General features: G+C 36.1%; 27 protein-coding genes and 10 pseudogenes. 18 read left to right on the forward strand and 19 right to left on the reverse strand.

All coding sequences use genetic code 11. The annotated features are described in order from the left end of the window. Positions 1-257: 257 nt before the first annotated feature. Entirely contained in the window at positions 258-653 is a 396-nt protein-coding gene (locus NST16_RS04880) for a VOC family protein (protein ID WP_340884423.1), read from the reverse strand. A gap of 711 nt (positions 654-1,364) precedes the next feature. On the opposite strand from NST16_RS04880, the gene NST16_RS04885 reads away from it, so the two are divergent. Together NST16_RS04885 and NST16_RS04890 are read left to right on the forward strand one after the other, a co-directional pair. Next, a complete protein-coding gene (locus NST16_RS04885) occupies positions 1,365-1,790 on the forward strand; it encodes a MarR family winged helix-turn-helix transcriptional regulator (protein ID WP_268377226.1) in 426 nt (141 codons plus the stop codon). Between the two features lie 171 nt (positions 1,791-1,961). Further along, positions 1,962-2,921 carry an NAD(P)H-dependent flavin oxidoreductase gene (locus NST16_RS04890; protein ID WP_010335037.1) on the forward strand — a complete coding sequence of 320 codons (960 nt, stop codon included), beginning with the start codon at positions 1,962-1,964 and terminating at the stop codon, positions 2,919-2,921. Between the two features lie 676 nt (positions 2,922-3,597). On the opposite strand, the gene NST16_RS04895 is transcribed toward NST16_RS04890, so the two are convergent. Then, positions 3,598-4,488: a LysR family transcriptional regulator gene (locus NST16_RS04895; protein ID WP_326333940.1), complete on the reverse strand. Its 891-nt coding sequence runs from the start codon at positions 4,486-4,488 to the stop codon at positions 3,598-3,600. A gap of 166 nt (positions 4,489-4,654) precedes the next feature. On the opposite strand from NST16_RS04895, the gene fumC reads away from it, so the two are divergent. Continuing rightward, positions 4,655-6,043, forward strand: coding sequence for a class II fumarate hydratase (gene fumC / locus NST16_RS04900; RefSeq protein ID WP_326330887.1), 1,389 nt, complete (start codon positions 4,655-4,657; stop codon positions 6,041-6,043). Between the two features lie 25 nt (positions 6,044-6,068). Here fumC and NST16_RS04905 read toward each other — a convergent pair. Further along, a pseudogene (locus tag NST16_RS04905) lies at positions 6,069-6,578 on the reverse strand (ImmA/IrrE family metallo-endopeptidase). Positions 6,579-6,748: 170 nt separating this feature from the next. Here NST16_RS04905 and NST16_RS04910 point away from each other — a divergent pair. Further along, the gene (locus tag NST16_RS04910; RefSeq protein ID WP_445684607.1) at positions 6,749-7,237 is read left to right on the forward strand and encodes a GNAT family N-acetyltransferase; all 489 of its coding nucleotides are present in this window, start codon (positions 6,749-6,751) and stop codon (positions 7,235-7,237) included. 529 nt (positions 7,238-7,766) lie between these two features. Beyond that, positions 7,767-7,952, forward strand: a pseudogene (locus NST16_RS04915) (peptidoglycan-binding domain-containing protein); the annotation flags it as partial. A 45-nt stretch (positions 7,953-7,997) separates the two neighbouring features. Here the strand turns inward: NST16_RS04915 and NST16_RS04920 are convergent. The 8 genes and pseudogenes from NST16_RS04920 to rapE all read right to left on the reverse strand — a co-directional run. Further along, a complete protein-coding gene (locus NST16_RS04920; protein WP_042976553.1) occupies positions 7,998-8,288 on the reverse strand; it encodes a contact-dependent growth inhibition system immunity protein in 291 nt (96 codons plus the stop codon). Between the two features lie 109 nt (positions 8,289-8,397). After that, a pseudogene (locus NST16_RS04925) lies at positions 8,398-8,975 on the reverse strand (suppressor of fused domain protein). A 349-nt stretch (positions 8,976-9,324) separates the two neighbouring features. Continuing rightward, complete coding sequence (gene cdiI, locus NST16_RS04930; protein WP_326333936.1) at positions 9,325-9,684, reverse strand: ribonuclease toxin immunity protein CdiI; 360 nt, start codon at positions 9,682-9,684, stop codon at positions 9,325-9,327. A gap of 21 nt (positions 9,685-9,705) precedes the next feature. Then, a complete protein-coding gene (locus NST16_RS04935; protein ID WP_340884445.1) occupies positions 9,706-11,547 on the reverse strand; it encodes a T7SS effector LXG polymorphic toxin in 1,842 nt (613 codons plus the stop codon). Between the two features lie 114 nt (positions 11,548-11,661). Beyond that, a complete protein-coding gene (locus NST16_RS20795; protein WP_445684608.1) occupies positions 11,662-11,952 on the reverse strand; it encodes a CDI toxin immunity protein in 291 nt (96 codons plus the stop codon). After that, positions 11,916-12,074 (reverse strand): annotated as a pseudogene (locus NST16_RS04940) (hypothetical protein). Before NST16_RS04940 ends, NST16_RS20795 begins: the two are co-directional and overlap by 37 nt. Positions 12,075-12,183: 109 nt before the next feature. Next, complete coding sequence (phrE, locus tag NST16_RS04945; protein WP_014114495.1) at positions 12,184-12,318, reverse strand: phosphatase RapE inhibitor PhrE; 135 nt, start codon at positions 12,316-12,318, stop codon at positions 12,184-12,186. Next, positions 12,308-13,073, reverse strand: a pseudogene (gene rapE / locus NST16_RS04950) (response regulator aspartate phosphatase RapE); the annotation flags it as partial. The pseudogene rapE and the gene phrE, both read right to left, overlap by 11 nt. On the opposite strand from rapE, the pseudogene NST16_RS04955 reads away from it, so the two are divergent. Beyond that, positions 13,074-13,457 (forward strand): annotated as a pseudogene (locus tag NST16_RS04955) (aminomethyltransferase beta-barrel domain-containing protein); the annotation flags it as partial. 529 nt (positions 13,458-13,986) lie between these two features. On the opposite strand, the gene NST16_RS04960 reads toward NST16_RS04955, so the two are convergent. Further along, positions 13,987-14,553, reverse strand: coding sequence for a cysteine hydrolase family protein (locus tag NST16_RS04960; RefSeq protein ID WP_340884449.1), 567 nt, complete (start codon positions 14,551-14,553; stop codon positions 13,987-13,989). Between the two features lie 119 nt (positions 14,554-14,672). Here NST16_RS04960 and NST16_RS04965 point away from each other — a divergent pair, with 119 nt between their 5' ends. From NST16_RS04965 to NST16_RS05005, 10 genes and pseudogenes are all read left to right on the forward strand, one after another. Then, positions 14,673-15,116, forward strand: a complete 444-nt coding sequence (locus NST16_RS04965; RefSeq protein ID WP_340884451.1) for an Lrp/AsnC family transcriptional regulator — start codon at positions 14,673-14,675, stop codon at positions 15,114-15,116. A 257-nt stretch (positions 15,117-15,373) separates the two neighbouring features. Beyond that, positions 15,374-15,676: pseudogene (locus tag NST16_RS20800) on the forward strand (sulfurtransferase). A gap of 28 nt (positions 15,677-15,704) precedes the next feature. Then, positions 15,705-15,965 carry a metal-sensitive transcriptional regulator gene (locus NST16_RS04970; RefSeq protein ID WP_340884454.1) on the forward strand — a complete coding sequence of 87 codons (261 nt, stop codon included), beginning with the start codon at positions 15,705-15,707 and terminating at the stop codon, positions 15,963-15,965. Between the two features lie 166 nt (positions 15,966-16,131). Then, positions 16,132-16,614 carry a DsrE/DsrF/DrsH-like family protein gene (locus NST16_RS04975; protein ID WP_340884457.1) on the forward strand — a complete coding sequence of 161 codons (483 nt, stop codon included), beginning with the start codon at positions 16,132-16,134 and terminating at the stop codon, positions 16,612-16,614. Between the two features lie 43 nt (positions 16,615-16,657). After that, the gene (locus NST16_RS04980) at positions 16,658-17,026 is read left to right on the forward strand and encodes a rhodanese-like domain-containing protein (RefSeq protein ID WP_268506338.1); all 369 of its coding nucleotides are present in this window, start codon (positions 16,658-16,660) and stop codon (positions 17,024-17,026) included. Between the two features lie 64 nt (positions 17,027-17,090). Continuing rightward, a complete protein-coding gene (locus NST16_RS04985) occupies positions 17,091-17,648 on the forward strand; it encodes a sulfurtransferase TusA family protein (protein ID WP_168748292.1) in 558 nt (185 codons plus the stop codon). Between the two features lie 21 nt (positions 17,649-17,669). Beyond that, positions 17,670-18,065 carry a DsrE/DsrF/DrsH-like family protein gene (locus tag NST16_RS04990; protein WP_014114508.1) on the forward strand — a complete coding sequence of 132 codons (396 nt, stop codon included), beginning with the start codon at positions 17,670-17,672 and terminating at the stop codon, positions 18,063-18,065. A 32-nt stretch (positions 18,066-18,097) separates the two neighbouring features. Continuing rightward, positions 18,098-19,232, forward strand: a pseudogene (locus NST16_RS04995) (MBL fold metallo-hydrolase). Between the two features lie 34 nt (positions 19,233-19,266). Continuing rightward, positions 19,267-19,494, forward strand: coding sequence for a sulfurtransferase TusA family protein (locus NST16_RS05000; protein WP_340884467.1), 228 nt, complete (start codon positions 19,267-19,269; stop codon positions 19,492-19,494). Between the two features lie 61 nt (positions 19,495-19,555). Next, positions 19,556-20,332: a sulfite exporter TauE/SafE family protein gene (locus NST16_RS05005; protein WP_340884468.1), complete on the forward strand. Its 777-nt coding sequence runs from the start codon at positions 19,556-19,558 to the stop codon at positions 20,330-20,332. A gap of 270 nt (positions 20,333-20,602) precedes the next feature. Here NST16_RS05005 and NST16_RS05010 read toward each other — a convergent pair whose 3' ends face one another. Genes NST16_RS05010 through NST16_RS05025 form a run of 4 tightly spaced genes read right to left on the reverse strand, consistent with a single transcriptional unit; the run spans position 20,603 to position 22,419 of the window. Beyond that, positions 20,603-21,169 (reverse strand): OsmC family protein, encoded by a 567-nt coding sequence (locus tag NST16_RS05010; protein ID WP_268506329.1) that lies wholly within the window; start codon positions 21,167-21,169, stop codon positions 20,603-20,605. 29 nt (positions 21,170-21,198) lie between these two features. Further along, positions 21,199-21,420: an ester cyclase gene (locus NST16_RS05015; protein WP_340884471.1), complete on the reverse strand. Its 222-nt coding sequence runs from the start codon at positions 21,418-21,420 to the stop codon at positions 21,199-21,201. Then, positions 21,399-21,611, reverse strand: coding sequence for a hypothetical protein (locus NST16_RS05020; protein WP_340884474.1), 213 nt, complete (start codon positions 21,609-21,611; stop codon positions 21,399-21,401). Before NST16_RS05020 ends, NST16_RS05015 begins: the two co-directional genes overlap by 22 nt. Positions 21,612-21,657: 46 nt before the next feature. After that, complete coding sequence (locus tag NST16_RS05025; RefSeq protein WP_286058292.1) at positions 21,658-22,419, reverse strand: MBL fold metallo-hydrolase; 762 nt, start codon at positions 22,417-22,419, stop codon at positions 21,658-21,660. 597 nt (positions 22,420-23,016) lie between these two features. On the opposite strand from NST16_RS05025, the pseudogene NST16_RS05030 reads away from it, so the two are divergent. Further along, positions 23,017-23,153, forward strand: a pseudogene (locus NST16_RS05030) (hypothetical protein). Positions 23,154-23,275: 122 nt separating this feature from the next. Here the strand turns inward: NST16_RS05030 and NST16_RS20805 are convergent. Then, positions 23,276-23,342, reverse strand: a pseudogene (locus NST16_RS20805) (hypothetical protein); the annotation flags it as partial. Between the two features lie 65 nt (positions 23,343-23,407). Then, positions 23,408-24,136, reverse strand: a complete 729-nt coding sequence (gene sigK, locus NST16_RS05040) for an RNA polymerase sporulation sigma factor SigK (protein WP_174754429.1) — start codon at positions 24,134-24,136, stop codon at positions 23,408-23,410. Between the two features lie 176 nt (positions 24,137-24,312). Here sigK and NST16_RS05045 point away from each other — a divergent pair, with 176 nt between their 5' ends. Further along, on the forward strand, positions 24,313-24,738 hold the full coding sequence (locus NST16_RS05045; RefSeq protein WP_268445810.1) for a NucA/NucB deoxyribonuclease domain-containing protein: 426 nt from the start codon (positions 24,313-24,315) through the stop codon (positions 24,736-24,738). 33 nt (positions 24,739-24,771) lie between these two features. On the opposite strand, the gene NST16_RS05050 is transcribed toward NST16_RS05045, so the two are convergent. Further along, positions 24,772-25,500 carry a YqeB family protein gene (locus NST16_RS05050; protein ID WP_340884490.1) on the reverse strand — a complete coding sequence of 243 codons (729 nt, stop codon included), beginning with the start codon at positions 25,498-25,500 and terminating at the stop codon, positions 24,772-24,774. Between the last annotated feature and the right edge of the window lie 38 nt (positions 25,501-25,538).

A 25,538-nucleotide genomic window follows, 5' to 3' on the forward strand; every position in this document is an offset into this window, starting at 1 on the left:
ACGGAGCTTCAGTGTTTTTCTTTCTGATAGACCATCGAATATGTCTTCAGGGAGTTCCAGTTGTAAAGCGAACAGCATTTGTCGATGTCGTGATGACAGCAGCATATTTTTGTTATTCGAAAAATGGGGCTTCTTATACTGAATACATTCATGGTCATCCGTTATATCCTTATGGACGTCTTACATAAATTTGTAGAGAGTTTCTTTGCCATGGTTCTTTTAACGCTTCAATAAAATCCTGATTCATTTTGCATAGTTTACGGTTTAGTAATCATCCATGTAACACCAAATTTATCTATCACTTCTCCATAGTGTGCGCCCCATGGCTGCAAAGCAAAGGGATATTTGTTTTCTCCACCCTCACCAAGCTTGGTATATGCCTCTCTTGCTTCGCTCTCATTATCATAGGTTAAAGCAAGACTGATGCTACGATTACCGACCACTTGTTCAAAGGAATCAGAAAGCATCAGAATATTGTTTCCAGCTATCTTCAAAGACAGATGCATAACTTTCTCCTTCATATCTTCTGGAGTTTCTGGTACCTCACCGAATGTTTTAAGTGATACAATTTCTCCACCGAGTGATTCTAAGTAAAAATCCGCCTGGCTTCTTGCGTCCTCTGACATTAGATAAGAGTTTAATTGTGCTCCCATGATTTCAACAACCTTTCCATTTTTAATTGTCTTTCTACGAATACAACGAATACGACTTAATGAAATCGGAAAAGGAAAAAACTTTTTTGTAATCTTTTTAACATGTGGAGTTGCTCCATTAAATTGGTTTCCATCATCAGAATATTTGAGTCCCTTAAGAACCCCCCTATCCTCCTAGATTACTTTTCGACAATTACTTTCGACGGCAAGTAGAAAATTCCTGCCGCTGTCATAAAAGGGTAGTACGGACGTTTAGTGTTTGTGCTCACCATTTTTTAACCATAATTCATATAAACGTATGGGTATGAGAGCAAATGAATATAAGGAATGTAATGAAAATAAGCTTCCATAACCAATGATATGGATTTACTATGTTGAGGGACTCGATTTAATGAAGGTACAAAACCATATTGAAATCTTTTAATTTTTGCCTTATCATTATTCGTTTCTTTGTTTATCAAGACCTAAATTGTAAAAAGTCATATAAAATAAGGAGTGAAATATGTTATATATGAATAATATGTTTCACTCCTTATATTTTTTGTTCAACAATCGCATTGTTTTAATTCTAAAAGAAAGATATACCGTTCTTATGTCACAAACGGAGCAGGTTAGCTGAAGAAGAGCAATCAATGTAGAAACGTTGACAACTAAAACACAACCATGATATATTTAGCCCGCTAAATATTTTTCGGCAGAGGAGGTTCATCTTTGAAGGTTAGTGTGGACTGTGATATTCGTATGTCCTTGGATAAAGTTTCTTCCCAAATGCGTCGGAATTATAGTGAAAGCCTTAGAGAACTCAATCTTTATGTCGGCCAAGATAATTTACTCTCGCGTTTGTGGTTGGGTGATGGAATAACACAAATGCAGCTATGTGAACATTTAAAATGCGAACCGCCTACAGTAACAAATATGGTTAAATCGCTAGAGCAGAATGGTTTCATATACCGTAAACGTGATAAAGAAGATGCAAGGGTTATGCGAATTTATCTAACGGACAAAGGCAAAGATTTAGAAGAACCTGTTAGAATTAAATGGAATGAACATCAAGAAAAATTACTACAGTCAATTTCAGCCGAAGAACGCTTAATATTAAGGGATTTAATAAAGCGTATGGAGAAAAACTTATCCTAAGTTTTCTCTCAAATATATATTTAGCACCCTAAACAAATATTCAGTAACCTGGAAGATACTCTACCCAAAATATTGTACTAATAAGTAAGCCAAACTGAAATTATTTAGCAAACTAAGTATTTCTTTAAATCAACTGAAGGTTGAAAATAATCTGAGCAGGAGGATTCAATAATGAATAATAGAATATGCAAAATATTAAATATAGAAAAGCCGATTATACAGGGCCCGATGTCTTGGGTTACTAATGCCGAATTTGTTGCGGCGGTAAGCAATGCTGGTGGATTAGGATTTCTAGGTCCAAATGCCGGTCAGGTTGAGATAACTCGTTCACCCGAAATAAGTGCGGAAAGAATGAGAACTGAAATACAAAAAACAAAATCATTAACGAATAAGCCATTTGGAGTACCTGTAATCGTAAATCGTGATTTAGCTTACACATGGCCAATTTTAGAAACGATTATTGACGAGAAAGTTCCTGTGGTTCTTGTGAACGATATACTGGATGAAAGAATCTTTAAACCATTAAAAGAAAACGATATTAAAATTGTATATAGACCACTTACTCCTACTATTGAAAATGCAAAAGCTGCAGAAGAATTTGGAATAGATGTTTATGTAGCGACTGGATTTGATGAAGGTGGTACGGTTCCTGAACGAGTTATTGGAACATTTTCGATTGTTCCAATGATTGTAGATGCTATAAATACCCCTGTAATGGCAGCTGGTGGTATTGGAGATGTTAGAGGAGTGCGTGCTGCATTTGCTTTAGGCGCTGAAGGTGTGTTTGCTGGTAGTGTCTTTATTCCAACAAAAGAAAATCCAGCAGCAGAAAACGTGAAACAAATGATTGTAGATGCTACAGCAGAAGATTTACTAATGTTCCGTACTTTACCAGCATACTATCGTTCTTTACCTACTAAATTTGCGAATAAACTAGTAGAAATGGATAAACAAGGTGTTAGTCGTGAAGAAATAGCAAAAATGATGCGTGGATCAATTGGAATGCGTATCGGCATGCTAGAAGGCAATACAGACGATGGCTATATTTCTATAGGTACTGGAATTACGCCAATTAAAGAAATCAGAACTGTAAAAGAAGTGGTTGATACGTTAATGCAAGACTTTAATTAAATATTAGGGCCTTCGGAATATTTAGTGTAATTCACTTTTCAATAGTTGAAACATTTACTTATAACTAGGACTATTTGGCGAGTTCAAACACTAGAGGGTGTTTTTTGCTCACGATATGGATTTACTATGTTGAGGGCCTACTGGTTATATAAAATTCATGGTTTTTAAACTATCGGTTTTTTCATACTCCCGGAAAATCTCCTCATTAGGATAATCAGTTATTACATAGCATTACCTACGGGATGATGCTGCTTGAACGTCTGGCTAAATCTTAATGGTGGGTGAAAACAAATAAGTAAATAACCTGCAATGACTGAACTTTTCATTGGCAGTATGGATTAAATAGCATCTTAAATATTTACTCACTTTGTAAATACAAACAGAGCTTCAAATATTGGTTTCATAATAGTTGGAGATCAAGTTAGGGACTAAAGGAAGGAAAAAATCGTGCCCATTTTGTGCCCAAAATAGATATAAAATGATGCAATGAGTATGTATTGGATAACTTCAGATGCTTGAAAGCTTCTGTAACTGACAATATAATTCCACTTTATGGAAGGTAACGAATTAATAAAGAGATACCAAAAAGCCATTTTGGTATCTTCTTTGTTTGTTTTTAGAGCTATTAAATCCATCTAGGAGCACCATGACTTGGCCTCAACAACAGTAACTTATACTATATCGAATCTATTTGAGGAAACTGATTGATGATATATTGCTTGAAGTTTTCAGCGACAGGTGATAGATACTTCCCTTCAATCCAGGAAATACCAACTGTGCGCTCGAACCTTGGCCAACTAATGTGAACCTTTGCGATATTTGTTTGGTCTAAGCCTTTAAAATCAGGAAGAATTGAAACGCCCAGACCTGCTGCAACAAAACCTGCGATTGTAGCAGCTTCTTCGCCTTCAAATACAATGTTTGGGGTAATATTAACCTGTTCAAATATATGATCTATGGTTACTCGAAGAGCAAAACCTTCTTTCATTAAAACAAAAGGCTCATGAGCAATGTCGTTTAAGGTAATCTCCTGACGAGTAGCTAACACATGATGTTTGGGCAAAAATAAAAAGAGCTCCTCCTTCCATAAGGGTTTCCACATTATATTTGATTCGACTGGAAAAGAAGCAAGCAGGCAGAGATCTAGTTCACCTGATTTTAGTTTATCTAAAAGCTGATTAGAGTGAGACTGGTTTAGTTGGAAATGAACATTTGGGTATTGATCTTTAAATGCTCCAATTAAATTTGGAACGATGGTTGTACCCAGTGTGTGTAAAAAGCCTAAAGACACTTCACCTTGATCTGGTTGTAAAAGGGATTGAATTTCTTCCCTTCCTTCTGTAAATTCTTTCATGATGGAATCGACCCTCTTGAGGAATCTTTCCCCATATTTATTTAATGTAATGGACCGGCCTTGTCTATCAAAAAGCGGAACCCCTAAGTAATTTTCTAATCTAACAATAGACCGAGAAAGTGCTGGCTGTGTTATTGATAACGTTTCAGCAGCTTTAGTTACATGCTGTATACGAGCAAGAGTTTGAAAGTACTCTAATTGTTCCCATTCCATTAAAACATCCACCTTTTTATAAATCATTACATAAAAGAATTAAAATCATATTTATTATGCATTATACATCATAATTTATTAGTGTTATGATCAATTTATCGAAAAAATATATGAATTTTTATATGAATTTTAAACTAATTGTGTATTCAGAAGGAGGATTATTGTAATGAACTATCGAATTGAAAAAGATACTTTTGGAGAAATAAAGGTGCCTGCTGATAAGTTTTGGGGAGCGCAAACACAACGGAGTAAAGAGAACTTCAAAATAGGTTCTGAAAAAATGCCAAAAAGTATTGTTAAGGCTTTTGCTATATTGAAGCGCAGTACAGCTATTGCTAATAATCGTTTAGGGAATTTGGATAGTGAAAAAACAGAGGTTATTACCGCAGTTTGTGATGAAATTCTTGAAGGCAAATATGATGACAATTTTCCACTCGTTGTTTGGCAGACGGGAAGCGGTACACAAAGCAATATGAATGTTAACGAAGTGATAGCAAACCTTGCAACAGCTTTATTAAAAGAGAAAGGCTCTATACAAACCATACATCCAAATGATGATGTCAACCGCAGTCAAAGTTCGAATGACACTTTCCCAACAGCGATGCATGTTGCAGGTGTATTAGCCATCTATGAACAATTAGTTCCTGCACTTGATCAACTTCGGAACACATTAGACGAAAAAGCAAAAAAATTCAATGACATTGTAAAAATAGGTCGTACACATCTTCAAGATGCTACACCTTTAACCCTTGGACAAGAAATTAGCGGTTGGGTGTATATGATTGATCGCTCGAAAGAAATGATATTGGAAGCAACTGAAAAAATGCGTGAACTTGCTATCGGGGGTACGGCAGTAGGGACAGGCATTAATGCACATCCACAGTTTGGAGAAGTTGTCTCAGAGGAAATCTCGAAGTTTACAGGCCAACAGTTTAAAAGTTCACCGAATAAGTTTCATGCCTTAACCAGTCATGATGAAATAACGTATGTACATGGTGCTATGAAGGCATTAGCTGCTGACTTAATGAAAATTGCGAACGATGTTAGATGGCTTGCAAGCGGTCCTCGCTGTGGTATCGGGGAAATTTCAATCCCGGAAAATGAGCCTGGCAGCTCCATTATGCCCGGCAAAGTCAACCCTACTCAATGTGAAGCCCTAACCATGATTGCGGCTCAAATTATGGGGAATGACGCAACTATTGGTTTTGCTTCAAGTCAGGGCAACTTTGAACTAAATGTATTTAAACCGGTTATTATCTATAACTTCCTACAATCCGTGCAGTTACTGAGTGATGGAATAAAATCCTTTCATGATCATTGCGCGGTTGGTATTGAACCTAATACGAAAACCATTAAAGAAAATCTTTCCGGATCTTTGATGCTTGTCACAGCATTGAATCCTTATATCGGATATGAAAAAGCTGCGAAAATTGCTAAGTTTGCTCATAAAGAAGGCTTAACGTTAAAAGAGGCTGCTGTCCAACTCGAACTATTAACGGAAGAACAATTTGATGAAATGGTTAAGCCAGAAGATATGGTGAAACCAAACATTTAAAACGTTTTAAGAAAAAAACTAGTTATTAACCAATAACTAGTTTTTCCTTATTCAAAAGGGGGGTGCACAGATTTTCCGTCACTGATTGATTAAATAAATGTTGGGTCAGCTTCCTGTAATATATGTTCAAACTAAATAGCCAAGCCACATTTTCAATTGCATGTGATTGTATGTACGAAAGATTAATATTACGCAACATGAAAGTTGGAATGCAAAAGTGATATGTAAAATAATTGGACTGCCACTCTAAATAATCAGTCCAAGTTGCAGGCATTGTTTTTTTATCGCCTTCATGTCTATATATATGGCAAAATTCATGAGCGAAATCATACCATTGTTCAACTCGGCTTTTTCGGCTGTCCAAGCATATATTATAAATTCCACTGAGTTTAAGCGCGAAGCTTGTAACAGGTTTAAAGCCTGATATCTAAAGCCTCGGCAATCCGTTCAAAATTAATTTGTTCAGGCTCTGTAATATCAATCTTCCTGTATAAGTTTTCAATCCATCCTCTAAATGACTGTTTGTATACCTCAAGATGAAAACCTCCTTAAAGACGACAATCAAAAAATTGAATTCGTTGAATATTATAGGGGAATCTAAGACTTTTTTTCATAGGAAAATGCATCTAAATAGAATTGACTTCACAAGGAAAAAGGAATGTTTATGAACAAGATTGTATTTAGTACTTGTAAGGAGGGCTTATGATGATACATATTTGCAAGGCGAATTTAACCCATGTGCAAGGGATTTCAAAAGTTTGCTCGGATGCCAATTGGGCAACATATCGAGATATCTATCCAAAAGATTACTTAGAATCGATTATAAGAGAGTTTTATAATCCAGATAGAATATTAAAAGAAGTGTCGAGTTCAACCAAAGGATGGGGCGGTTATTTTGTTGCTTTGGAAAATGACACAGTTATTGGAGCAGGAGCGGGTGGAATGATTAGTGATACATCCGGAGAAATATATGTTTTATATTTAAGTCCCGACAGGAGGAATGAGGGAATTGGCAGTCTATTGCTCGATGCGATAACCAAACAGCAAAAAGAATTTCATGCTACTGAACAATGGATTTCTGTACAGAAAGGAAATCAAAAAGGGATACCTTTTTATGAAGCAAAAGGTTTCACGTTACAATATGAGGAGAATACAGATGGTTATATCTCTTTAAGGTATAAAAGGCAAATATAAACGAAGTCAATTGAAGCTTCATAAAGTTATAAAAAGAAGAGTCTCTTAGAAGGCTCTTCTTGAATTTATTTTATCTTTTCTAATGAACACCATGATTCCAGGAATGATCATAAGTATTGCTGGTATTAAGTAGAACCAATCAACACATATAAGTCCTCCAATCCCTGAGACAAAAAGTAGAATACTGCTCAACTTTGGTTTGAATAAGACAAAAATTGAAGCAGTAAACCCAATACATGAAGAGATCAAAGACCCCCATGCTCCAACAAGAAGGTCGCTTGTCATATCAAAGTATCTGATCAAATGAAAAAATAAATCTAAATAAGCGATACCTAGAGCTAGAATAGATGCTACAACACCCAGTAGGCTCCCTGTCAAACTTAAAAAAATTCAATGGTTCTCTTCACAATAAACGCTCCTTATGTAATCAGGCCACTTCATTTTATATATGAAAATGTAAAAGAAACATAAATGAAAATATAAATGAGAAAAACAACTAAAACCCTTGCCACGTAAGGGTTTGTAAGGGATTCAAAAATCACTTGCTGCTCTTTATTTCTACCCGGACAAAGGTGCGAAGAATAACGGTATTGACGGTGTGTATGGACCGAAAACAGCAAATGCAGTCGAACGGTTTCAGTCTATGTACGGATTAAAAACTGACGGCATTTACGGTCCGAAAACTAAGGCGAAAATTGAAGCGAAATTGAAGTAATATAAAAAGGCCCTCATATAAAATGGGGGCCTTTCAGTGTTTCTTTTAAATAGCTTCTTTTAGTTGTTCTATTACACTTTTCAACCATTCTATAGGCGGTAATCCAATTGTCGGGAAATATATTTCTGCATTACACTTTATAATGTCTTCCTTTTCTTCTTTAGTTAGATTGCTATTTAGAAACTCTTCGCAATACTTTACTGTAAATAGCAAACCTTCTTTACTAATTTCCTCAATAAATTCGTCTAATGCGTGTTCAGGCGATTGGATATCTTGATGAAATGTTCCACCTAAAAAATTTTCTAATTCGTCTAAGAAATCATAACTTTCATCCATGGTACTTCCTCTCTTTTTTATATGGTTGGTTGGAATAAGCCCCCATTAAGAGGGACTTGTAAAGTACTCTTCTTTATTAAATAAAACATCAATTTTGAATGAATGTTATTTAAGCAACAGATTCTCTCTTTATATCAAAAATATCAGTCTGCTTTGATTCCAAAAGATCTTGTAAATAATCTGGACCGTGTTTCTCAGCTACTTGTAACTCTCCTTCTGAAATAGGTAAAGCCATTAGCCAGGTAACACTCTTGTTGTTAAATTCAAGTAGCTCTAAATCTTCCTCCCACAGAAATGGGGGAACGAACATAATATGTTTCATATCGGTTTCCTGATCATACATACTAATCACATCTTTAAAAATAACACCTGATGCACAAGAGAAATTGAGTTGATTATATTAAAGGCATATGGTGATAAAACATTAGCATATATGTCTGAAGCTGACTCCATTGCAGCTACGATTTCTATCCGTAACGGAGTGCCATTCACCTCATAATTAATAGAATGATCCGACAAGCCTAGAGTTGCATATGACGTGATACCTTCCTGAGGTTGGTCACTAACCGATAAAATATCTATGCTGCTATTCTCGTTATCATCCCAATATTTCGTCACTTTCGGTTTACCTCCAAAAGCTCCTAAAACTGTTCTAGCAATTACTTTATTTTCTTGTGTAACGCCCATTAGACAATCTCTCCTAATCACCAAAGTATACTCCTTTAGGACAAAGGTAGTTCAGGTTGATAAAGCTCTGGATTTTTGCTGTTAGTTTAGGATTCGTTAACTTGAAAACCTGACCTGGAGTTAAGCTTTTGTTGATTGTGCTAACACCAAAAGGAACCAACTTTTGCGCTACTGAGGCTCTGTTCTTGCCTTTCTTTGAAGACTTTATTCCCGAATAAATTATGTCCAGTTATAACCCTTACCATTTGCTGAAGCAGAACCTTCTTGAAATAGAACAAAGCCCCTTAGAAATTTCATGGGGCTTCAAAATAACATAACAATGTACAACATAGAAATATTCAGCTTTTTCTTATAGTTTAATATTATACTTCTCTTTAATGGTTCCCATGTATTTTTCTACTTCTAATTTATTGTCTGGGTGTCGTTTTACATATTGACCAACAATTTCATTTAAATATTTATAGAAATTTTCGTAATCTAATATGACTTCTTCATCTTCCTCGACTGCTGGGTAATCGAAATAAAAAGCTATACCCTCATCTCCAAAATAATCTTCTTCCCACTCTTCGTAGTCATCAGCAAATACACACCAGACATTCTCTATTCCATAACCCTCTCCGTTGGAGAATTTCTCTAAAATGCGTAAAAAACGTTCATCACCCATAACTTGAAAAAAATAGTTGATTAAGTCTTTGTTTTTATTATCCATTTCACTTTCACTCCGAATTATTTAATCATTTAAGGTAGGGAAAAAATTTGTTATTTCTCCAGTAGCTTCATCAATATAACCTTCAAACTTGAGACCATTTTTAGCGTATCCAGTTACTTTTCTCCCGACTACTTCTCCATTTTTCATTGCTTCTTCTCCCCACTGCAACATTTGTTCGTTTGAGATCTTCTCGGGATCATAAACTGTCTTTGGAGTACGGACTTTTTTTAGTTCTCCAGGTTTGATATTTCCTTCTCTATCTAATGCAGGTAAACCATATTCAATTTCATAGATACCATCAATTGTGGGGTGTTCTCTTTTTGAAATTATACAACTCTCTAAATCCCAACCTTTATCAATAAATGCCTTTTCAAAATTCTGTAGATTGTGACCGCCGACAATTCCTTTATTTTTCTTTCTAACTATATCTTCTACCTCAACTAAATGGGTATCATATCCTTGCCTAAAAGTAACATTTATTTTGTGAAAAGCATTATTTTTTTCTTCTTCAATTATACTTTTTAACAGTGGTGTGTTTTTAACGTTATGAGTATTCTCAATATCTTGTGCAATTCCTACAAGTGCAGGTTCATATCTGTTTTTAAAAAAGGGATTAATAAGGTTGTTTCCTTTTGTAATTCCTTTATTCACATGAGAAGCGGCTGTTCCACCTTCAACCACTTTACCCACTTTTGAGAGCTTAGTAGTGGTTTGCACTGCAGCACCTGCACCTTTTGGACCAACAATATTGCCGATTGCATAACTGATATAATGTGCTCTTGTGTATGCATCACCATTTATCATTTTATCATTCCATGAATCGACGATGTTTGTCCAGATTATTTTTGGATAGGAGGGAACGCTTAAGACTGTTATAATCGTTTTTGTAAGTTTTAGTTCCATAGGAAGCTGTGAATATTCCCAGGCTCCTACAACCAAGTCTTTGATGCCATATATCGTATCGTCAATCGTATCGTTAATCCCATCATTAACACCATCGATGATATCAAATGCTGTCTTACCAGCATTGATTACACTTTCACCGACGGCCTCCAGCTGTTTTGCTTGTTCAAGCTGGACCACATAGTGGAGCTGTTCAGGGGTGAGATTCTCATAGCCGACCTTCTTGGCAATTTCTAAGTATTCATCCGGATCCGTCACTCCGTCAGCTAGCTTCTTCTTCAGCTCTTTGATATCTCGCTCTTTAGCTTCCTCTTTCTTAATCGTCAAATAAGCATCAGTACGCTTTTCGATATCGCCTTTTTTCTTATGTATATCACTCTCACGGTACGCCTGGAGCTTTTGGAAATCTGACTTGATGAATTGTTCATTTGGTTCTGACATAGCATATTCTGTCAGTAAATCTTCGTCAAGATCACCTAGTTTTTCAATTGTTTTTTTGCGTTTATCATTGGCATCCGCAAGCTCATCCTTGAAGGTTTCTGTTGAAAACAAGTCGAGCGGAAGGATGGCGTCAATGTCGTTTAGGATATCTTTCATGGCTTTTTTCTGTTCAGACATGATGGACTTTGATTTTTTATGGGCGTTAGCCAGTTCGTGTTCTAAAAAGGATTCTTCAATATAAGCATCAGAGAAACCTTTGTCCTCGACAGCTCCAGCAATGCTGTTAAAAAATGCGATTTTCATGTCAATGTAATCGATCCATTGATCAGTGACACCAACATGATCGTGATAGAATGCTTTAATGTTATTAGCGCCTTTACCTGAGAATTCGCTGTCGTCCAGTTCAGCGACGCTTTGAAAAGCTTTTCTCAAGTTGACCATTTGCGTCCTTAGTTCTTTATATTCTTTGGCGCGGTCTGTAGCTTCAGACATAAGTGTTTTAGCTTCAAAGACTTTCATAATCATACCCTCTCATTTAATCATATAACAAAATATTACCATGGAAGAATGATGAAACTAACTGTTATGTGGATCAAAGGGTGGAAATGAATCATTCGATCTGTGTCATTTTACCTATTTGCTAATCCTTTCAATGAAAGGGGACTTTCCAATTGTAACATCGCCATCATGAAAAAATTCGATAACGTAGCCAGATTCACTAAACATAAAAGTATCTGATCCAACGGCAGTTACATCATCAATTACGTTTAATGCATGCTCAAGACTAGTTTTTAATGCTGGCTGTTCTCCGTAACCCCAAAGAATAATAATGTTCCTATCTTTAAAATGGTGTTTAGCTAGCCAATCGTAAATCTCTTCCTCGTAAACTATAGATTGATGACAACAAACTTCTTCCCACTTGATTCGTCCCCAAAATGTAAAGGGAAAACTGTTTGAAAGCAGTTCATAATATTTTGCCGTTAATTTTCTGATAAGATTTCTTTGTTTTTCCCTAGAGCTTCTAAGCATTCATCAAATAAGTCCAAAATGTTCACCTCAAAAGCTTTATGTATGATGGATTTTTTCAGTATTAGAAATAAGAAAAAGCCGTTATGAAACGGCTAAAGGGAATTAGAACTAATGTTATTTATCGAATCAAACAAGGAATTCATGAGTAGGTGCGAGAGTTACATTCCGGGATGCTTCCTTCATTTCGCCATTAGACATAGATCCGAAAAAGGCAAGTCCAATTAAAACGGCGGATAAACTGATAAACAATTTAGATTTCATACATGCATTCCCCTTTCAATATTTGCTTTTGAGCATATACCATCTTCTTGAAACAGATGATACTATCCTATATTTTTCCATTATAATCGAAAAGGTTGCCTCCTAACAATGCCAGCTCTTCCAGATAAGGGTATCCTTTGCCGTTCTCTAAACGAGAAAAAATGTTGAGGAGTTTAGGTGTATCGCCATTTCTTATATAAAGAACGTCTAATGCTTCAAATAAGTTCATAAAAAGTTCGTCTTTAAAATCTACAGCACTTCTGATTCCTTTGCGGAAGCAATCCATTGCTTGTTCTTTTTTGCCTTGTTTAAAATAAATCAACGCTAGGTCATGATAAGCTTGCGGAAGTACGTCAGAGTTTATTTTTCTGTATTGAACCAAGGCTTGTTCGATGTAACGTGCAGCCTTATTTAAGTTGTCCATTTTGTGATAGTAGTTGCCGAGATTGAAAAATGTAGTGGCATAGATGTGAGTATTTTTACTTTTAAGCAGCTCGGCACCTTTTAAAGCTTCTTGAAGGTGGGGGGAGAGCTTTTTCATGGTTTTCAAGGTCATCGTAGTTACCGGCAATGACAAAATGGCACTGAATACGCCGAACAGAATAAAGTTCATGTTTTTTATAGATGTTGTATGAAAGTTCAGCGTAGTGCATTGAGATGTGAGTCATTTTCATATGATAATAGACTTCGGATAACTTAAAATAAAATTTAGCTTTTTCAATCTTGTCGGAGATCGTTGGAATTTTACGTTCAGCTATGGATTGGGAATTAGTGGGGATGGCGATCCTTGGTCTTGTAATTGGAAAGGATATTGAAAGAAATGTATTATATGTTGGACAAGGATTCCATCATGAAATGCTATATTCAGACAGTATCATTACTGATAATGTAAGTTGGATTTCAAAAGGTGCTAAACCTGATAGATTTGAATGTACTGCAAAATTCCGTTATCGCCAACAAGATAATGAAGTAACGGTAGAACAGTTGGATGATTCCAAAGTTAAAGTTACTTTTGGCGAGCCAATTCGTGCCGTAACGCCTGACAAGCAGTTGTCTTCTATCAAGAAGAAGAATGCCTCGGGGGAGGAATTATTAACCAAGTGTATCGTGATAATAAAAAATCAACTTATGTTCGGTAAAAAAAGGGAAGTTTCCTGTTAGGTGCGTCTCTTTCTAAAGTAGTAGTTAACAAAATAATTAAAAATCCATCAGCTGTTACTAGAGTGATAAATCCTCTCTTTACGGTGCAAAGTGGAGATGGTTTTAATCAAATATAAATTTAGTTATATTAACGAGTTGTTTCTTTAGTGATGCATGGAGGCTTTTAACATGATAATTATTAAAAGGGAAGATTGGCATGAATCATCTCGAAATAACTAAGCACTTTCTAAGGAAGAGAAAAAAAGATTACATCTTTACTTGAGAAGTATACTAGAGAAGAAATAGAAATGGCGTTACGTCAGCTGAACAATAGCAAGATAATTAATAAATATAGCATTGATGACTTTTTTATGGCGTTTGAAGCAGAGTCAAATGAACTGAATTAATAAGAAGTATTTGAGCGATTGAAATTACTATTAATAAGGAGTGAAACAGATACTAAAAAAGAGCAGGATTGATGCCTGCTCTTAAACTGTTTTTTAAACACTCTTCTATGTTATTAATTTGCTATTTAGATGGGTTAACGTCTTTTTGCAGAAAATCTTCGATCGATATTACAGTGGCATACATGCTTTCAAGTGCACTGACAAATGCATAATGAACCTGTTCTGCTGGAACGACTTTATCTTGATAAGATAAGTCCCTCGTCGCACATGCATCTTCAATAAGTGTAGTTTCAAAGCCTAGATCCACTGCAGCTCTAACTGTGGCATCAATACACATATGCGTCATCATCCCAACAACAACTAGCTTAGTTACTCCTTTTTCTTTTAATTTGCTTTCTAATTCAGTCTTTAAAAAGCTGTTAGGGAATTGTTTTATGATAATGGTTTCGTGTTCTAATGGTAGAACAGCTTTATGAAGTTTAACACCCTCCGTATTTGGAAGAAAGAAGCCTAATTGTGGATCACTGGCGATATGCTGGACATGAAAGATATTTTCTTTGTTATTTTGTCTAAACCATTCAAGAATTTTAGTGGCATTAGTTGCTGCTATCTCTGGGTTACTTAATTCCATCTTACCATTTGGAAAATAGTCATTTTGAATATCTACAATGATTAACGCTGTGCTCATTTTTTCCACCTCATTTGAAAAAATTATTACAATATAATAATAAATAATATCTTGATTTCTATCGATACTTTGATGAAACACTTTTAGATCAAATCATTTCAAGGTGAAAGGAGTTAATTATGGAACTTGATAATATTGATTTTCAGATCCTTCAATTACTAACCCAAAATTCACGTATTCAATGGAAAGACTTAGGCAAGCAAATTCATATGACAGGACAAGCAGTAGGGAATCGTATAAAAAAACTTGAGGAAAGTGGTGTAATTAAAGCCTACTCTCTAATAGTCGATGAAATGAAATTAGGGCTGACTTTTACAGCGTTTGTGATTGTTTATATGGAAACAGCTAATCATAATTCGTTTATTCATTTTATTAATGATCGAAATGAAGTTGTTGAAGCCTACAGAATATCTGGAGAAGGGTGTTACCATTTAAAAATAAAAGTTAAAACCAAAGAGCAATTGAATCTATTTCTCAATAAAGTTCTCGAATATGGGAATTATAGTATAAATTTATCTATACAAGAGATTAAACAAAATAATGTATTGAATGCTTCATTATAAAAAACCTCTGGTTTTTCTAGAATATTCATAAATTGATGGGCTAAAATTGAAGTATAGTTGATTTAGGGTTACGAAATTCCGTAGATTATTTACAGTCTTGCTTTTCCTAAGTCACAAGGATTGATTTATCAATCCAACGGAATAAACTTGAACAGTTGACTTTATACCCCTATAGGTATATTGTTAATTCGAAAACAACGAATAGTTAAAAAGGTGGTGTGGAAAGAATTAATGATTTGGTGATTTTATTCCTGCTTATGCTTGTTATTATCATTGCAACGTACAGACGTTACTATCCTTTAACAGGAATCTCTTGTATGAATTAGAGACCAAAGACATGACAATATTAGATATTCGCCATTATACGATGTAGCCAATTTCACCAATGATATTACTTTAAACATTCCGTATGCGAATCTAAACGTTTTTATTTAGAGATTCCACGTGATAAAATACACATAATAGCTCGTGATAGGGTAGAATTAAATTTAGGAGTGCGTTTTCTAAAGCGCAAAGGTATCAATGTGATCAGTTATGAATTGACGACATGTAAATGTTAAAATAAATCAAAGAAAGGATTTCCTCGATATGGAGTATGATCAAAAGATTAAAAACCGCTTACGTCGGATAGAAGGACAAATTAAAGGTGTATTGACTATGATGGAGCAAGGAAAAGACTGTAGAGAAGTTGTGACTCAATTGTCAGCATCACGCAATGCAATCGACCGAGCATTGGGTGTTATAGTTAGCACAAATCTTGAACATTGTGTTCGCGAAAGCATAGAACAGGGAGAAGACACAGCAAACTTGGTAAAAGAGGCAGTAGACTTATTAGTAAAGAGTCGATAAAAAAATTCATCAACCTATAATCTTTAAGGTTGACGAATTTTTACTTGTGTTATATTATACCCCTACCTGTATATGTATTTGGCGAATTGTACAAACGTCCATCTTTCACTTAAGTATTTTTGGAATTCTATATACCCCTATGGGTAATCCGATTTGGAGGATAAACATGACAGAACAAACAAAACGCACAACAATTGTTTTATTTAGTGGAGATTATGATAAAGCAATGGCAGCTTATATTATTGCAAATGGTGCTGCTGCCTACGATCATGAAGTGACGATCTTCCATACTTTTTGGGGTTTAAACGCTTTACGTAAAGAAGAACTGATTCCAATAAAAAAAGGATTTCTTGAAAAAATGTTTGGAAAGATGATGCCTCGTGGTGCTGATAAGATGGGTTTATCTAAAATGAACTTTGCAGGTATGGGCCCGAAAATGATTAAAAATGTGATGAAAAAGCATAATGCACTTACGTTGCCTCAGTTGATTGAGATGGCTCAAGAACAGGGTGTAAAGCTTGTAGCTTGTACGATGACAATGGATCTTCTTGGTTTACAGGAAAAAGAACTATTAGATGATATCGATTATGCTGGTGTAGCAGCTTATTTGGCAGATGCTGAAGAAGGCAGTGTCAACTTATTTATCTAATGTTACCCATTGTAAATTAAATAAATAAAGGAGGTGAAACACAATGGATAGTGGGGTAATCATCAATACCTTACTTATTTTATTTTTACTTTGGATTGTATTTCGACGATTTTTACCAGTGCAAGGTGTTAAACAGATAACAACTGCTGATTTAAAGTCAGAGCTGAAAAATAAAGGAAAACAGTTTATCGATGTACGAACACCTCATGAATTTCGTACAAGGCATATTAAAGAGTTCAAAAATATTCCCTTGTCAAAATTGGCTCATCAAACAAGTCAACTTTCGAAAGACCAAGAAGTTTTTGTTATTTGTCAAAGTGGAATGAGAAGTCTAAAGGCGAGCAAGGTATTGAAAAAACAAGGATTTAAAAACATCACAAATATTAAAGGTGGTATGAATACATGGTCATAAAACCTTAGATAGTATTTTTTTGTATATTTATATACCCCCACCCCTATTTAAAAAGGAGGAAAAAATGGTGAAGGCAAATATTGTGTTAGACGCTAAAGGTTTGACGTGTCCAATGCCCATTGTAAAAACGAAGAAGAAAATGAAGGATTTAAAAGCTGGTGAGATACTAGAAATTGAAGCAACAGATAAAGGCTCTACGGCAGATTTGCAAGCATGGGCAAATAGCACAGGTCATGAATATCTAGGTACTGAATCAGAGGGAGAAATACTTCATCATTTTCTTCGTAAAGGAGGAGAACATTCATCAGAAAGCACACCTTCTATTCCTGAGGTTTCACTAGAAGCTTTCAAACAGAAAGTTGAAAGTGAGGAGTCTCTTAACATTTTAGATGTCCGGGAGCTAGATGAGTATGAAGAAGCTCATATCCCGGGAGTTGTGCATATCCCTCTTGGGGAGGTGGAAAAGCGCTCTAACGAGTTAAACAAAGATGCTGAAATTTATATCATTTGCCATTCTGGAAGAAGAAGTGAAATGGCAGCCCAAACGATGAAAAAACAAGGTTTTAAAAAGGTGATTAATGTTGTCCCTGGTATGCGTGATTGGACAGGTAAAACAGAATAAATAAGAAAAGGATGATAACAAATGAGTACAAGAGTAGCGATTATTGCGGCAAATGGTGGTCTATTTGATGCCTATAAAGTTTTTAATATTGCGACTGCCGCAGCAGCAAGTGATCAAGAAGTATCTATCTTCTTTACATTCGAGGGATTAAATCTAATTCATAAGCAAGCACATCAAGAATTAGAAATGCCGAAAGGAAAAGAACACTTTGCGGAAGGATTTAAGAAAGCAAACGTGCCGTCTATTCCTGAACTGATTGAAATGGCACAAGAGATGGGTGTTACATTTATTGGTTGTCAAATGACGATGGACGTTATGGGTTTAACAAAAGATGATTTTGTAGAAGGAATTGAAGTAGGCGGGGCTGTTACCTTTTTAGATTTTGCAAAAGATGCGGATGTATCTTTAACATTTTAGTCCTGCTTAAAAAGATTTTGATATAGGAGGGAATTAAACATGACCGTGCAAGCACTTACCGCAAAAGAAGTCACACAAAAAATCTTTAACAAAGAACCTCTATTTATTCTAGATGTACGTAATGAAAATGATTTTAGCGATTGGAAGATTGAAGGGCATGATTTTGACCATTTAAATGTACCGTATTTTGATCTTTTAGATGGCGTAGAAGATATCTTGGAGAAAATTCCTTCTGATAAAGAAGTGCTAGTCGTTTGCGCAAAAGAAGGTTCATCCGTAATGGTATCCGAAATGCTTTCTGAAGCAGGTCTTTCTGTATCCTATCTTAAGGGTGGGATGAAAGCATGGAGCGAACATTTAGAGCCGGTAAAAATCGGGGATTTAAAAGATGGCGGTGAGATGTATCAGTTTGTTCGAATCGGTAAAGGCTGCCTGTCATACATGGTCATTTCCAATGGTGAAGCAGCGATTATTGATGCGACACGTATGGTAGATATCTTTATAGATTTTGCGAAGGAGAAGGGTGCGAGGATTACTCACGTATTTGATACACATCTTCACGCAGACCATATTTCAGGCGGCAGAGTCATTGCTGAAAGAACAAAAGCAACCTACTGGTTACCGCCTAAAGATGCTGAAGAAGTGGTATTCGATTATCAGCCGTTGGAAGAAGGAAATGATATTATCATTGGAAATACAAAGATTAGAATTCAACCGATTTATTCTCCCGGGCATACCATTGGCTCCACTTCTTTCATTGTCGATGATCAGTATCTTCTTTCAGGTGATATCTTGTTTATTGATTCAATCGGCAGACCAGACTTAGCCGGTATGGCAGAAGATTGGGTAGGAGATATAAGAAAAACTCTTTATAGCCGTTACAAAGCGTTATCAAAGGATTTAATTGTATTACCGGCACACTTTATGATCATTGATGAGCTAAATGAGGATGGTAGTGTGGGTAAAAAACTTAGTGCATTATTTAGCGAGAACCATGGTTTGAACATTGAGGATGAAACAGAATTTAGACACCTAGTGACAGACAGTCTGCCTCCACAACCCAATGCATATCAAGAGATTCGAGAAACAAATATGGGAAAAATCAACCCAGATGAAGAAAAACAGCGTGAAATGGAGATTGGGCCAAATCGTTGTGCAATTCGATAAAAGATGATTATTACCAAACAGAGGAGAGATGAACATGAAATCAGATAAAGTATTAGATGCTAAAGGGCTGGCATGTCCAATGCCAATCGTCAAAACAAAGAAAGCTATAAATGAAATAGAATCAGGTCAAATATTAGAAGTACATGCAACCGATGAAGGATTCAAAAGTGACCTAGCGGCTTGGTCTAAATCAGGTGGGCATGACATCTTAGAGCAAGCTCAAGAAGGAGATGTACTGAAATTCTGGATTAAAAAAGGCTAATAAATGTGAAAGGGTATCGAATAAAAAGATACCCTTTTCCTTTGAAAAGGAGGAAACCAAATTGGATATTGCCTTTATCACAACTCTTTTCATTATAGGGTTTATTGGTGCCTTGCTTTCCGGATTGATTGGTATTGGCGGTTCAGTAATTAATTATCCAATGTTATTGTACATTCCTTCTTTAGTAGGGGTGATGTCATTAACTGCCCATGAAGTTTCAGGGATAGGGGCTATTCAAGTTTTCTTTGCGACACTTGGCGGTGTTTGGGCTTATCGTAAGAGTGGGTTTTTAAATAAAAATTTAATCATCTACATGGGAAGCAGTATTCTTATAGGGAGTGTTTTGGGGAGTTATTTTTCTCATCTCATATCTGAAAAAGGAATTAACTTTATATACGGAATTCTGGCCATTATAGCTGTTATTTTAATGTTGATACCTAAAAGAGGACAAGCACATAAAGAAGGCGAAGAAGTGATATTTAATAAATGGTTAGCTTCGTCCATAGCCTTTATCATTGGTGGAGTATCAGGTATTTTAGGAGCTGGCGGAGCCTTTATTCTCGTTCCCATTATGTTATCGATATTAAATATTCCTGTAAGAATCACTGTTGCTTCATCTCTAGCGATTACATTTCTTTCATCTATTGGAGCAACAGTTGGAAAAGTGATCACAGGTCAGGTGCTTTTTGTACCAGCTCTGGTTCTTATTATTGCTAGTTTAATTGCTTCTCCTATAGGTGCAATAGTTGGACAAAAGGTAGAGACTAAGTTTCTGCAATGGATTTTAGCTCTTTTGATTTTAGTGACTACCGTTAAAATTTGGTTAGATATTCTATGAAAATAGATTGACTTTCTTAAGGGTGAGATAAAAAGAAAGACCAACAGACAGTTTCAAACGTTGGCCTTTCTTTTTTATGTTAAGACGCTAAGGATGTGAGTATTTTGAATGAGGGATTAATGGTGTCATAATAATATGTAGAAAAGAAGAGAATACATAAAACAGGCTGGATAGAAAAGAGACCAAGCAATTGCTTGATCTAAAAACAAAATAAAAAAATAGTATTACTTTTCATCAAAATGTTTTTTGCCTTTTAGTTATCACTTCAAACTAGTTAGTAGAAGAAATATTTCCTTGTATCTCAATCTTGATACCAGCTTTTTTTAATAAGTTTCCTACAGTGCATCCTTTATCTGCAAGTGAAAATATTCTATTGGCTGCTTGAATTTGTTTTTCTGTTGCTTTTCCGGATAAAACAATATGAGGATAGTGGATGATTTTAAATTCATCATCAGAATTAATTCCTTCAGAATTTACAGTCAAATCCACAACAGGAAGATACCTTGATTCAATCATTGATACAAGAACTGAGGTATAACAAGCTGCTGCAGATGCTACAAGAATCTCTTTTGGAGAGGCTCCATTTCCACTTCCGCCAAATTCAGCAGGAATAGCAATCTTTGTATCTAGAAACTCTGTTTCAAGAAATCCGTTCCCTTTTAAACCACTCTTCCAAACGATATTAACATTTGATTTCAAAATAAACACTTCCTTAAGTAATTTTTGGATTTTTTCCTTTGCTTTATTGAACTCCGAGAAATTTGAACTTATTGAGATCGTTTTAGATGAAAGAAGACCCTCAAAAGAAGGGTCTTCTAACATATATTGATAAATCAAAACTAGACACACTTCAAGCTTTTAAAGCTTTAGGCATCACTGTTTAGCTGACGGAGAATATCATGCACATCTACATGAGATCTATGCTCAATAATTTTACCGTCAGCAATACGTAACAACATCATAAGAGAGAATTTAACGGTTTTTCCCGTTGCAGAAACTCCAGCAAATGGAATACCTGTATGCCTGCCTTCAAATATAAAATATACTGCAACAAGGTCACCTTCAGCTACCATTGCTTTAATTGGCATTTTGAAACCTGGGAAAGCATCAAAGTTTTCTTTTCTGATTCAATTAAACCCTCTACACCTGGATACGGTTTATCTAATTGTGGATAGAATACAAAGTCTTTATGGCAAAAGTCTTTTAAGTCATCGTATTTTTCTTGTTCAATCGTTTCAAAGTAATGACGCACTAATTCTTTATTGTTTTCAACGGACATAATGAACGCTCCCTCCCTTAGTTAAAACTTCATCTCATGTTATAGATTAAAATGAATATGATTCGCCATCTTCAGGCACTAAAACATCAGAAGCGATTCCTTTTTCCTTAATAAAGGATTTTAATTCTTCTTTTGATAATCCCCAATGGTTGACAGCTTCCATGTGGCTCACGATAATTTTTGCATTTTGAGCAGCTTTATATGTTTCATAGATATCTTCTTTACCCATGATGAGAGAACCGCCTTCGTAGAATTGATTATCTCCGCCATTTACGACAATAATTTCTGGTTGATGTGTATCAATTTCTTCTTGAACGGCTTCATACCATACTGTATCTCCGGCTACATATAATGTTTTCTCGCTTTGGTGTTTGAAGACAACACCGCAAACAAGACCTGCAAGTTTTAAAATTTCTCCTCTTCCGTGTTCGCCTTTTGTTTTAATCAATTGAATGCCTTCAAAGACTGTATCTTTTGTTAAAACCTCTACATTTTTGAATCCGGCATTTCGTATTTCTGTTGCATCTTCTTCATTTTGGGAGAACAACTTGATATCTTTTGGCAACAACTCTTTAGCAGCCTCATCCCAATGGTCGTAATGTAAATGAGTAACAATAACAGCATCAATATCTTTAATAATATTTTCAACAGATGTTGGCAATTCAACCAAAGGGTTGTTTTGATCTTGTCTTGGCGCATTTGGGAATGGAGGGTAAGCCCCCTTCTCAGCTAACATGGGATCTATTAAAAACTTTTTGCCTGCATATTCGACTACAAGTGTGGCATTACGAATTTGTTGAATATTCATGTGTAAAACTCCTTTTTTTAGTATATGTATAGTTTAACTACAGCAACTAAATAAATACATGGAACAAATCAAGTCTTTTTGCAATTTAACTTGATTTTTGAAAGTCCTTAATAAAAGGAAACGGAACAAAGAAGAAAGTATGTAGGGACATTAAGTATTAATTTTGGTTTACTCTAACCGACATGTCTCAAGTGCATGTCGATATACTAACTTGGTAGTATTTATTTTGAAATGACTATTTCAGACACCAGTGACATGTGCATACTACAACAATTATTCAGTGGTTGTTTATTGCCTAAAAACAGTGCCCATTTTGTGTCCGAAATGAATATAAAATGATATAAATGAGTGAAATGAATGAATTCAAATGCTTGAAATAACAGGATTTTGTAATCGATGATAAGCTTCCACTTTATTGAGTGCCTAGTGGGTTTATTGTTGTAAAAGCAAACACCGAAAGTTTCAAACTAGCATTATTTTTACCATACCTAAAGAAAATCACCTCATTAGGATAAACATTTATTACATAGCATTATTCAAGTGGTGATGCATTTTATGAAGGTGATAATCATCGAGTGACCGCAAGCTGACAAATGCATTAACGATTGCTATCATTATTTAATAAAACGTTATAGGAAGGAGATACAGGGTGATCGCAATATATGTAAGGGTATCAACCGAGGAACAAGCGATCAAGGGATCGAGCATCGACAGCCAGATCGAGGCCTGTATAAATAGGTGTGTTGAAGCATGCTATGAAGGGGTTTCTAGCGCGAGCTTTTATAACGTCCGGCTTTGGATTGCTTGAGAGAGGATGCAAGTAAGCAAGTAAAGGGCTTTTAAGTAATGTCATCTGTTTCTCGGAGAGCTTATCAGCGATGACAAAAAATGATTTTCATAACTCTTTCATATATTCTTTCTCTATTTTTTTAAAAAGAAACTTTAATGAAATAGAGAAAGCCGGAATATTAGATCCGGCCTTTCTAAATCATTTCCCCTTCGCTTTCTTCCGCTTTTCCTTCTCCGCCCGATAGAACTCATGAAACATCTTCATCAGCGCCCGCTTTTCAATCCGCGATACATAGCTACGCGAAATACCGAGTTCTTTGGCAATCTCACGCTGCGTTTTTTCCTTCTTCAAATCAAGCCCAAACCGCCCGACAATTACTTCCTTTTCACGGTCATCTAAAATGTCAATGTATTGCTTCACTTTTTCAAGCTCCATATTGAGCTGGATTGTATCAATCACGTCTTCATTTTCTGATTTCAGGACATCGATCAGGCTTATTTCATTCCCTTCTTTATCCTGCCCGATCGGATCATGAAGGGACACGTCTTTTTTTGTTTTTTTTAGTGCTCGCAAATGCATGAGGATTTCATTTTCAATACACCGCGCAGCATACGTCGCCAGTTTTGTCCCTTTGCCGGCGGAATAGCTTTCAATTCCTTTGATCAGCCCGATTGTTCCGATGGAGATTAAGTCCTCTGCGTCTTCACCTGTATTTTCAAACTTTTTTACAATATGGGCGACCAAGCGAAGATTATGCTCAATCAGCATGTTTCTGGCATGTTCATCCCCTTTAGCCATGAGTTCTAAGTATTTTTTTTCGTCGCTGCTTGAGAGCGGTTGTGGAAAGGCATTGTTTTTCACGTAAGATACTAAAAAGACAAGCTCTTTAACTACAAAACCGAGCGCTGCGAAAACACCTGTCACCATCGTCACCTCCACATGATTATGTAGGCAAAAGCCTATATGTCAATGTATGTGATCGGAAGGCTGTCTGTGTCTGTACCGGGAAATTTCTCAATGGGGAGCTTAGGTTTTGTTTTTTAAAATAATCTTTAGGCTGCCCCCATACATTTAAATGAACGAAACTGTATGGGGGGATGAGGATGAAAAAATGGCTGGCAATGCTTCTTCTGGCGGCAGCAGTTTTTCTTTGTTTATTGGGAAAGGATATGACGGCTCCGCAACAGGTCAAGGGGGCTGCTTTATATGACAAAGTTTTATACTTTCCGTTGTCTCGTTATCCGGAAACCGGGGATCATATAAGAGATGCGATTGCCGAAGGACATTCTGATATTTGTACAATTGATCGTGATGGAGCGGACAAAAGGCGGGAGGAATCATTAAAAGGAATTCCGACGAAGCCTGGTTTTGATCGAGATGAATGGCCGATGGCAGTTTGTGAAGAAGGAGGCGCCGGAGCCGATGTCCGCTATGTAACGCCTTCTGATAATCGCGGCGCCGGTTCATGGGTAGGAAATCAAATGAGCGGTTATCCAGATGGCACCAAAGTGTTGTTTATTGTTCAGTAATAAAAGAAGAGGCTCAGAATTGAGCCTCTTTTGCTATGATCCTATGTTGCCGCTAGGCTGATTCTCCTGAGGAGGATACGTTTCTGCTTCTCGCCAATACTGGCGTGGGCCTTCTTCACGTACAACGATCCCGATCTTTGCAAGTTCAAGACGAAAATCTTCAATGTCGTCTGTTTCCTCTTTTTTCAGTGCTTTCTGACGAGCCTTCAATATAGCATGAGCGCTTGGAGAGAGATCGGGTGATTCAGGTACCCATCGTCGAAATTTATCTTTAAACGGGTCACCTTCTGCCGACCATATGTAATGGTGTTTTTTAAAGGCCTGCTCAATGATTTTAGGTTTTTCATCTATTTCTTCACGTGCCAGTTCATATCCGTCTGTTCCTAAGAGGACAAGCCGTTTATGATCAATAAATACCAGAGCAATGTCTTCCGAGTTGATCGTTTGAACATGCTTGCCTTTCATTAATTTCACGGAGTCGTCTGTAATGTGTACAGTTAATAGCAATTTGATGATTGAATGAGCGAACCATATACCGGCAATCAGGCCAAGCAGCGCGGTGATAAACTTCACCGGTGATACGTGAAAAGAGGCAACAAGCCGAAGAGGGCCTTCTAATGGAATCCACGGCAGGGATAATGCCCATTTCGCAAGCTGATGAAAGAAATAACCAATGAGAAGACCGATCATTGCAAGTGTAACGTATAATAAACATTTCGCGGTTTTCTTAATTCCAATGATTGTTTGTGTTTGATCCTGCAAGTTGTCACCTTCTTAGCTAGAAATAAATTGAATTCTCT

Source organism: Bacillus sp. FSL K6-1005, from assembly GCF_038000225.1.
GTDB lineage: Bacteria > Bacillota > Bacilli > Bacillales > Bacillaceae > Bacillus > Bacillus mojavensis.

What these genes read in the sequence shown, in the direction of transcription:
- NST16_RS04880 (WP_340884423.1), bottom strand. Translation starts at nt 653, where the DNA reads ATGGGAGCACAATTAAACTCTTATCTAATGTCAGAGGACGCAAGAAGC.
- NST16_RS04890 (WP_010335037.1), top strand. Translation starts at nt 1,962, where the DNA reads ATGAATAATAGAATATGCAAAATATTAAATATAGAAAAGCCGATTATA.
- NST16_RS04895 (WP_326333940.1), bottom strand. Translation starts at nt 4,488, where the DNA reads ATGGAATGGGAACAATTAGAGTACTTTCAAACTCTTGCTCGTATACAG.
- fumC (WP_326330887.1), top strand. Translation starts at nt 4,655, where the DNA reads ATGAACTATCGAATTGAAAAAGATACTTTTGGAGAAATAAAGGTGCCT.
- NST16_RS04910 (WP_445684607.1), top strand. Translation starts at nt 6,749, where the DNA reads ATGATACATATTTGCAAGGCGAATTTAACCCATGTGCAAGGGATTTCA.
- NST16_RS04920 (WP_042976553.1), bottom strand. Translation starts at nt 8,288, where the DNA reads ATGGATGAAAGTTATGATTTCTTAGACGAATTAGAAAATTTTTTAGGT.
- cdiI (WP_326333936.1), bottom strand. Translation starts at nt 9,684, where the DNA reads ATGGATAATAAAAACAAAGACTTAATCAACTATTTTTTTCAAGTTATG.
- NST16_RS04935 (WP_340884445.1), bottom strand. Translation starts at nt 11,547, where the DNA reads ATGAAAGTCTTTGAAGCTAAAACACTTATGTCTGAAGCTACAGACCGC.
- phrE (WP_014114495.1), bottom strand. Translation starts at nt 12,318, where the DNA reads ATGAAATCTAAATTGTTTATCAGTTTATCCGCCGTTTTAATTGGACTT.
- NST16_RS04960 (WP_340884449.1), bottom strand. Translation starts at nt 14,553, where the DNA reads ATGAGCACAGCGTTAATCATTGTAGATATTCAAAATGACTATTTTCCA.
- NST16_RS04965 (WP_340884451.1), top strand. Translation starts at nt 14,673, where the DNA reads ATGGAACTTGATAATATTGATTTTCAGATCCTTCAATTACTAACCCAA.
- NST16_RS04970 (WP_340884454.1), top strand. Translation starts at nt 15,705, where the DNA reads ATGGAGTATGATCAAAAGATTAAAAACCGCTTACGTCGGATAGAAGGA.
- NST16_RS04975 (WP_340884457.1), top strand. Translation starts at nt 16,132, where the DNA reads ATGACAGAACAAACAAAACGCACAACAATTGTTTTATTTAGTGGAGAT.
- NST16_RS04980 (WP_268506338.1), top strand. Translation starts at nt 16,658, where the DNA reads ATGGATAGTGGGGTAATCATCAATACCTTACTTATTTTATTTTTACTT.
- NST16_RS04985 (WP_168748292.1), top strand. Translation starts at nt 17,091, where the DNA reads ATGGTGAAGGCAAATATTGTGTTAGACGCTAAAGGTTTGACGTGTCCA.
- NST16_RS04990 (WP_014114508.1), top strand. Translation starts at nt 17,670, where the DNA reads ATGAGTACAAGAGTAGCGATTATTGCGGCAAATGGTGGTCTATTTGAT.
- NST16_RS05000 (WP_340884467.1), top strand. Translation starts at nt 19,267, where the DNA reads ATGAAATCAGATAAAGTATTAGATGCTAAAGGGCTGGCATGTCCAATG.
- NST16_RS05015 (WP_340884471.1), bottom strand. Translation starts at nt 21,420, where the DNA reads ATGCCAATTAAAGCAATGGTAGCTGAAGGTGACCTTGTTGCAGTATAT.
- NST16_RS05020 (WP_340884474.1), bottom strand. Translation starts at nt 21,611, where the DNA reads ATGTCCGTTGAAAACAATAAAGAATTAGTGCGTCATTACTTTGAAACG.
- NST16_RS05025 (WP_286058292.1), bottom strand. Translation starts at nt 22,419, where the DNA reads ATGAATATTCAACAAATTCGTAATGCCACACTTGTAGTCGAATATGCA.
- sigK (WP_174754429.1), bottom strand. Translation starts at nt 24,136, where the DNA reads ATGGTGACAGGTGTTTTCGCAGCGCTCGGTTTTGTAGTTAAAGAGCTT.
- NST16_RS05045 (WP_268445810.1), top strand. Translation starts at nt 24,313, where the DNA reads ATGAAAAAATGGCTGGCAATGCTTCTTCTGGCGGCAGCAGTTTTTCTT.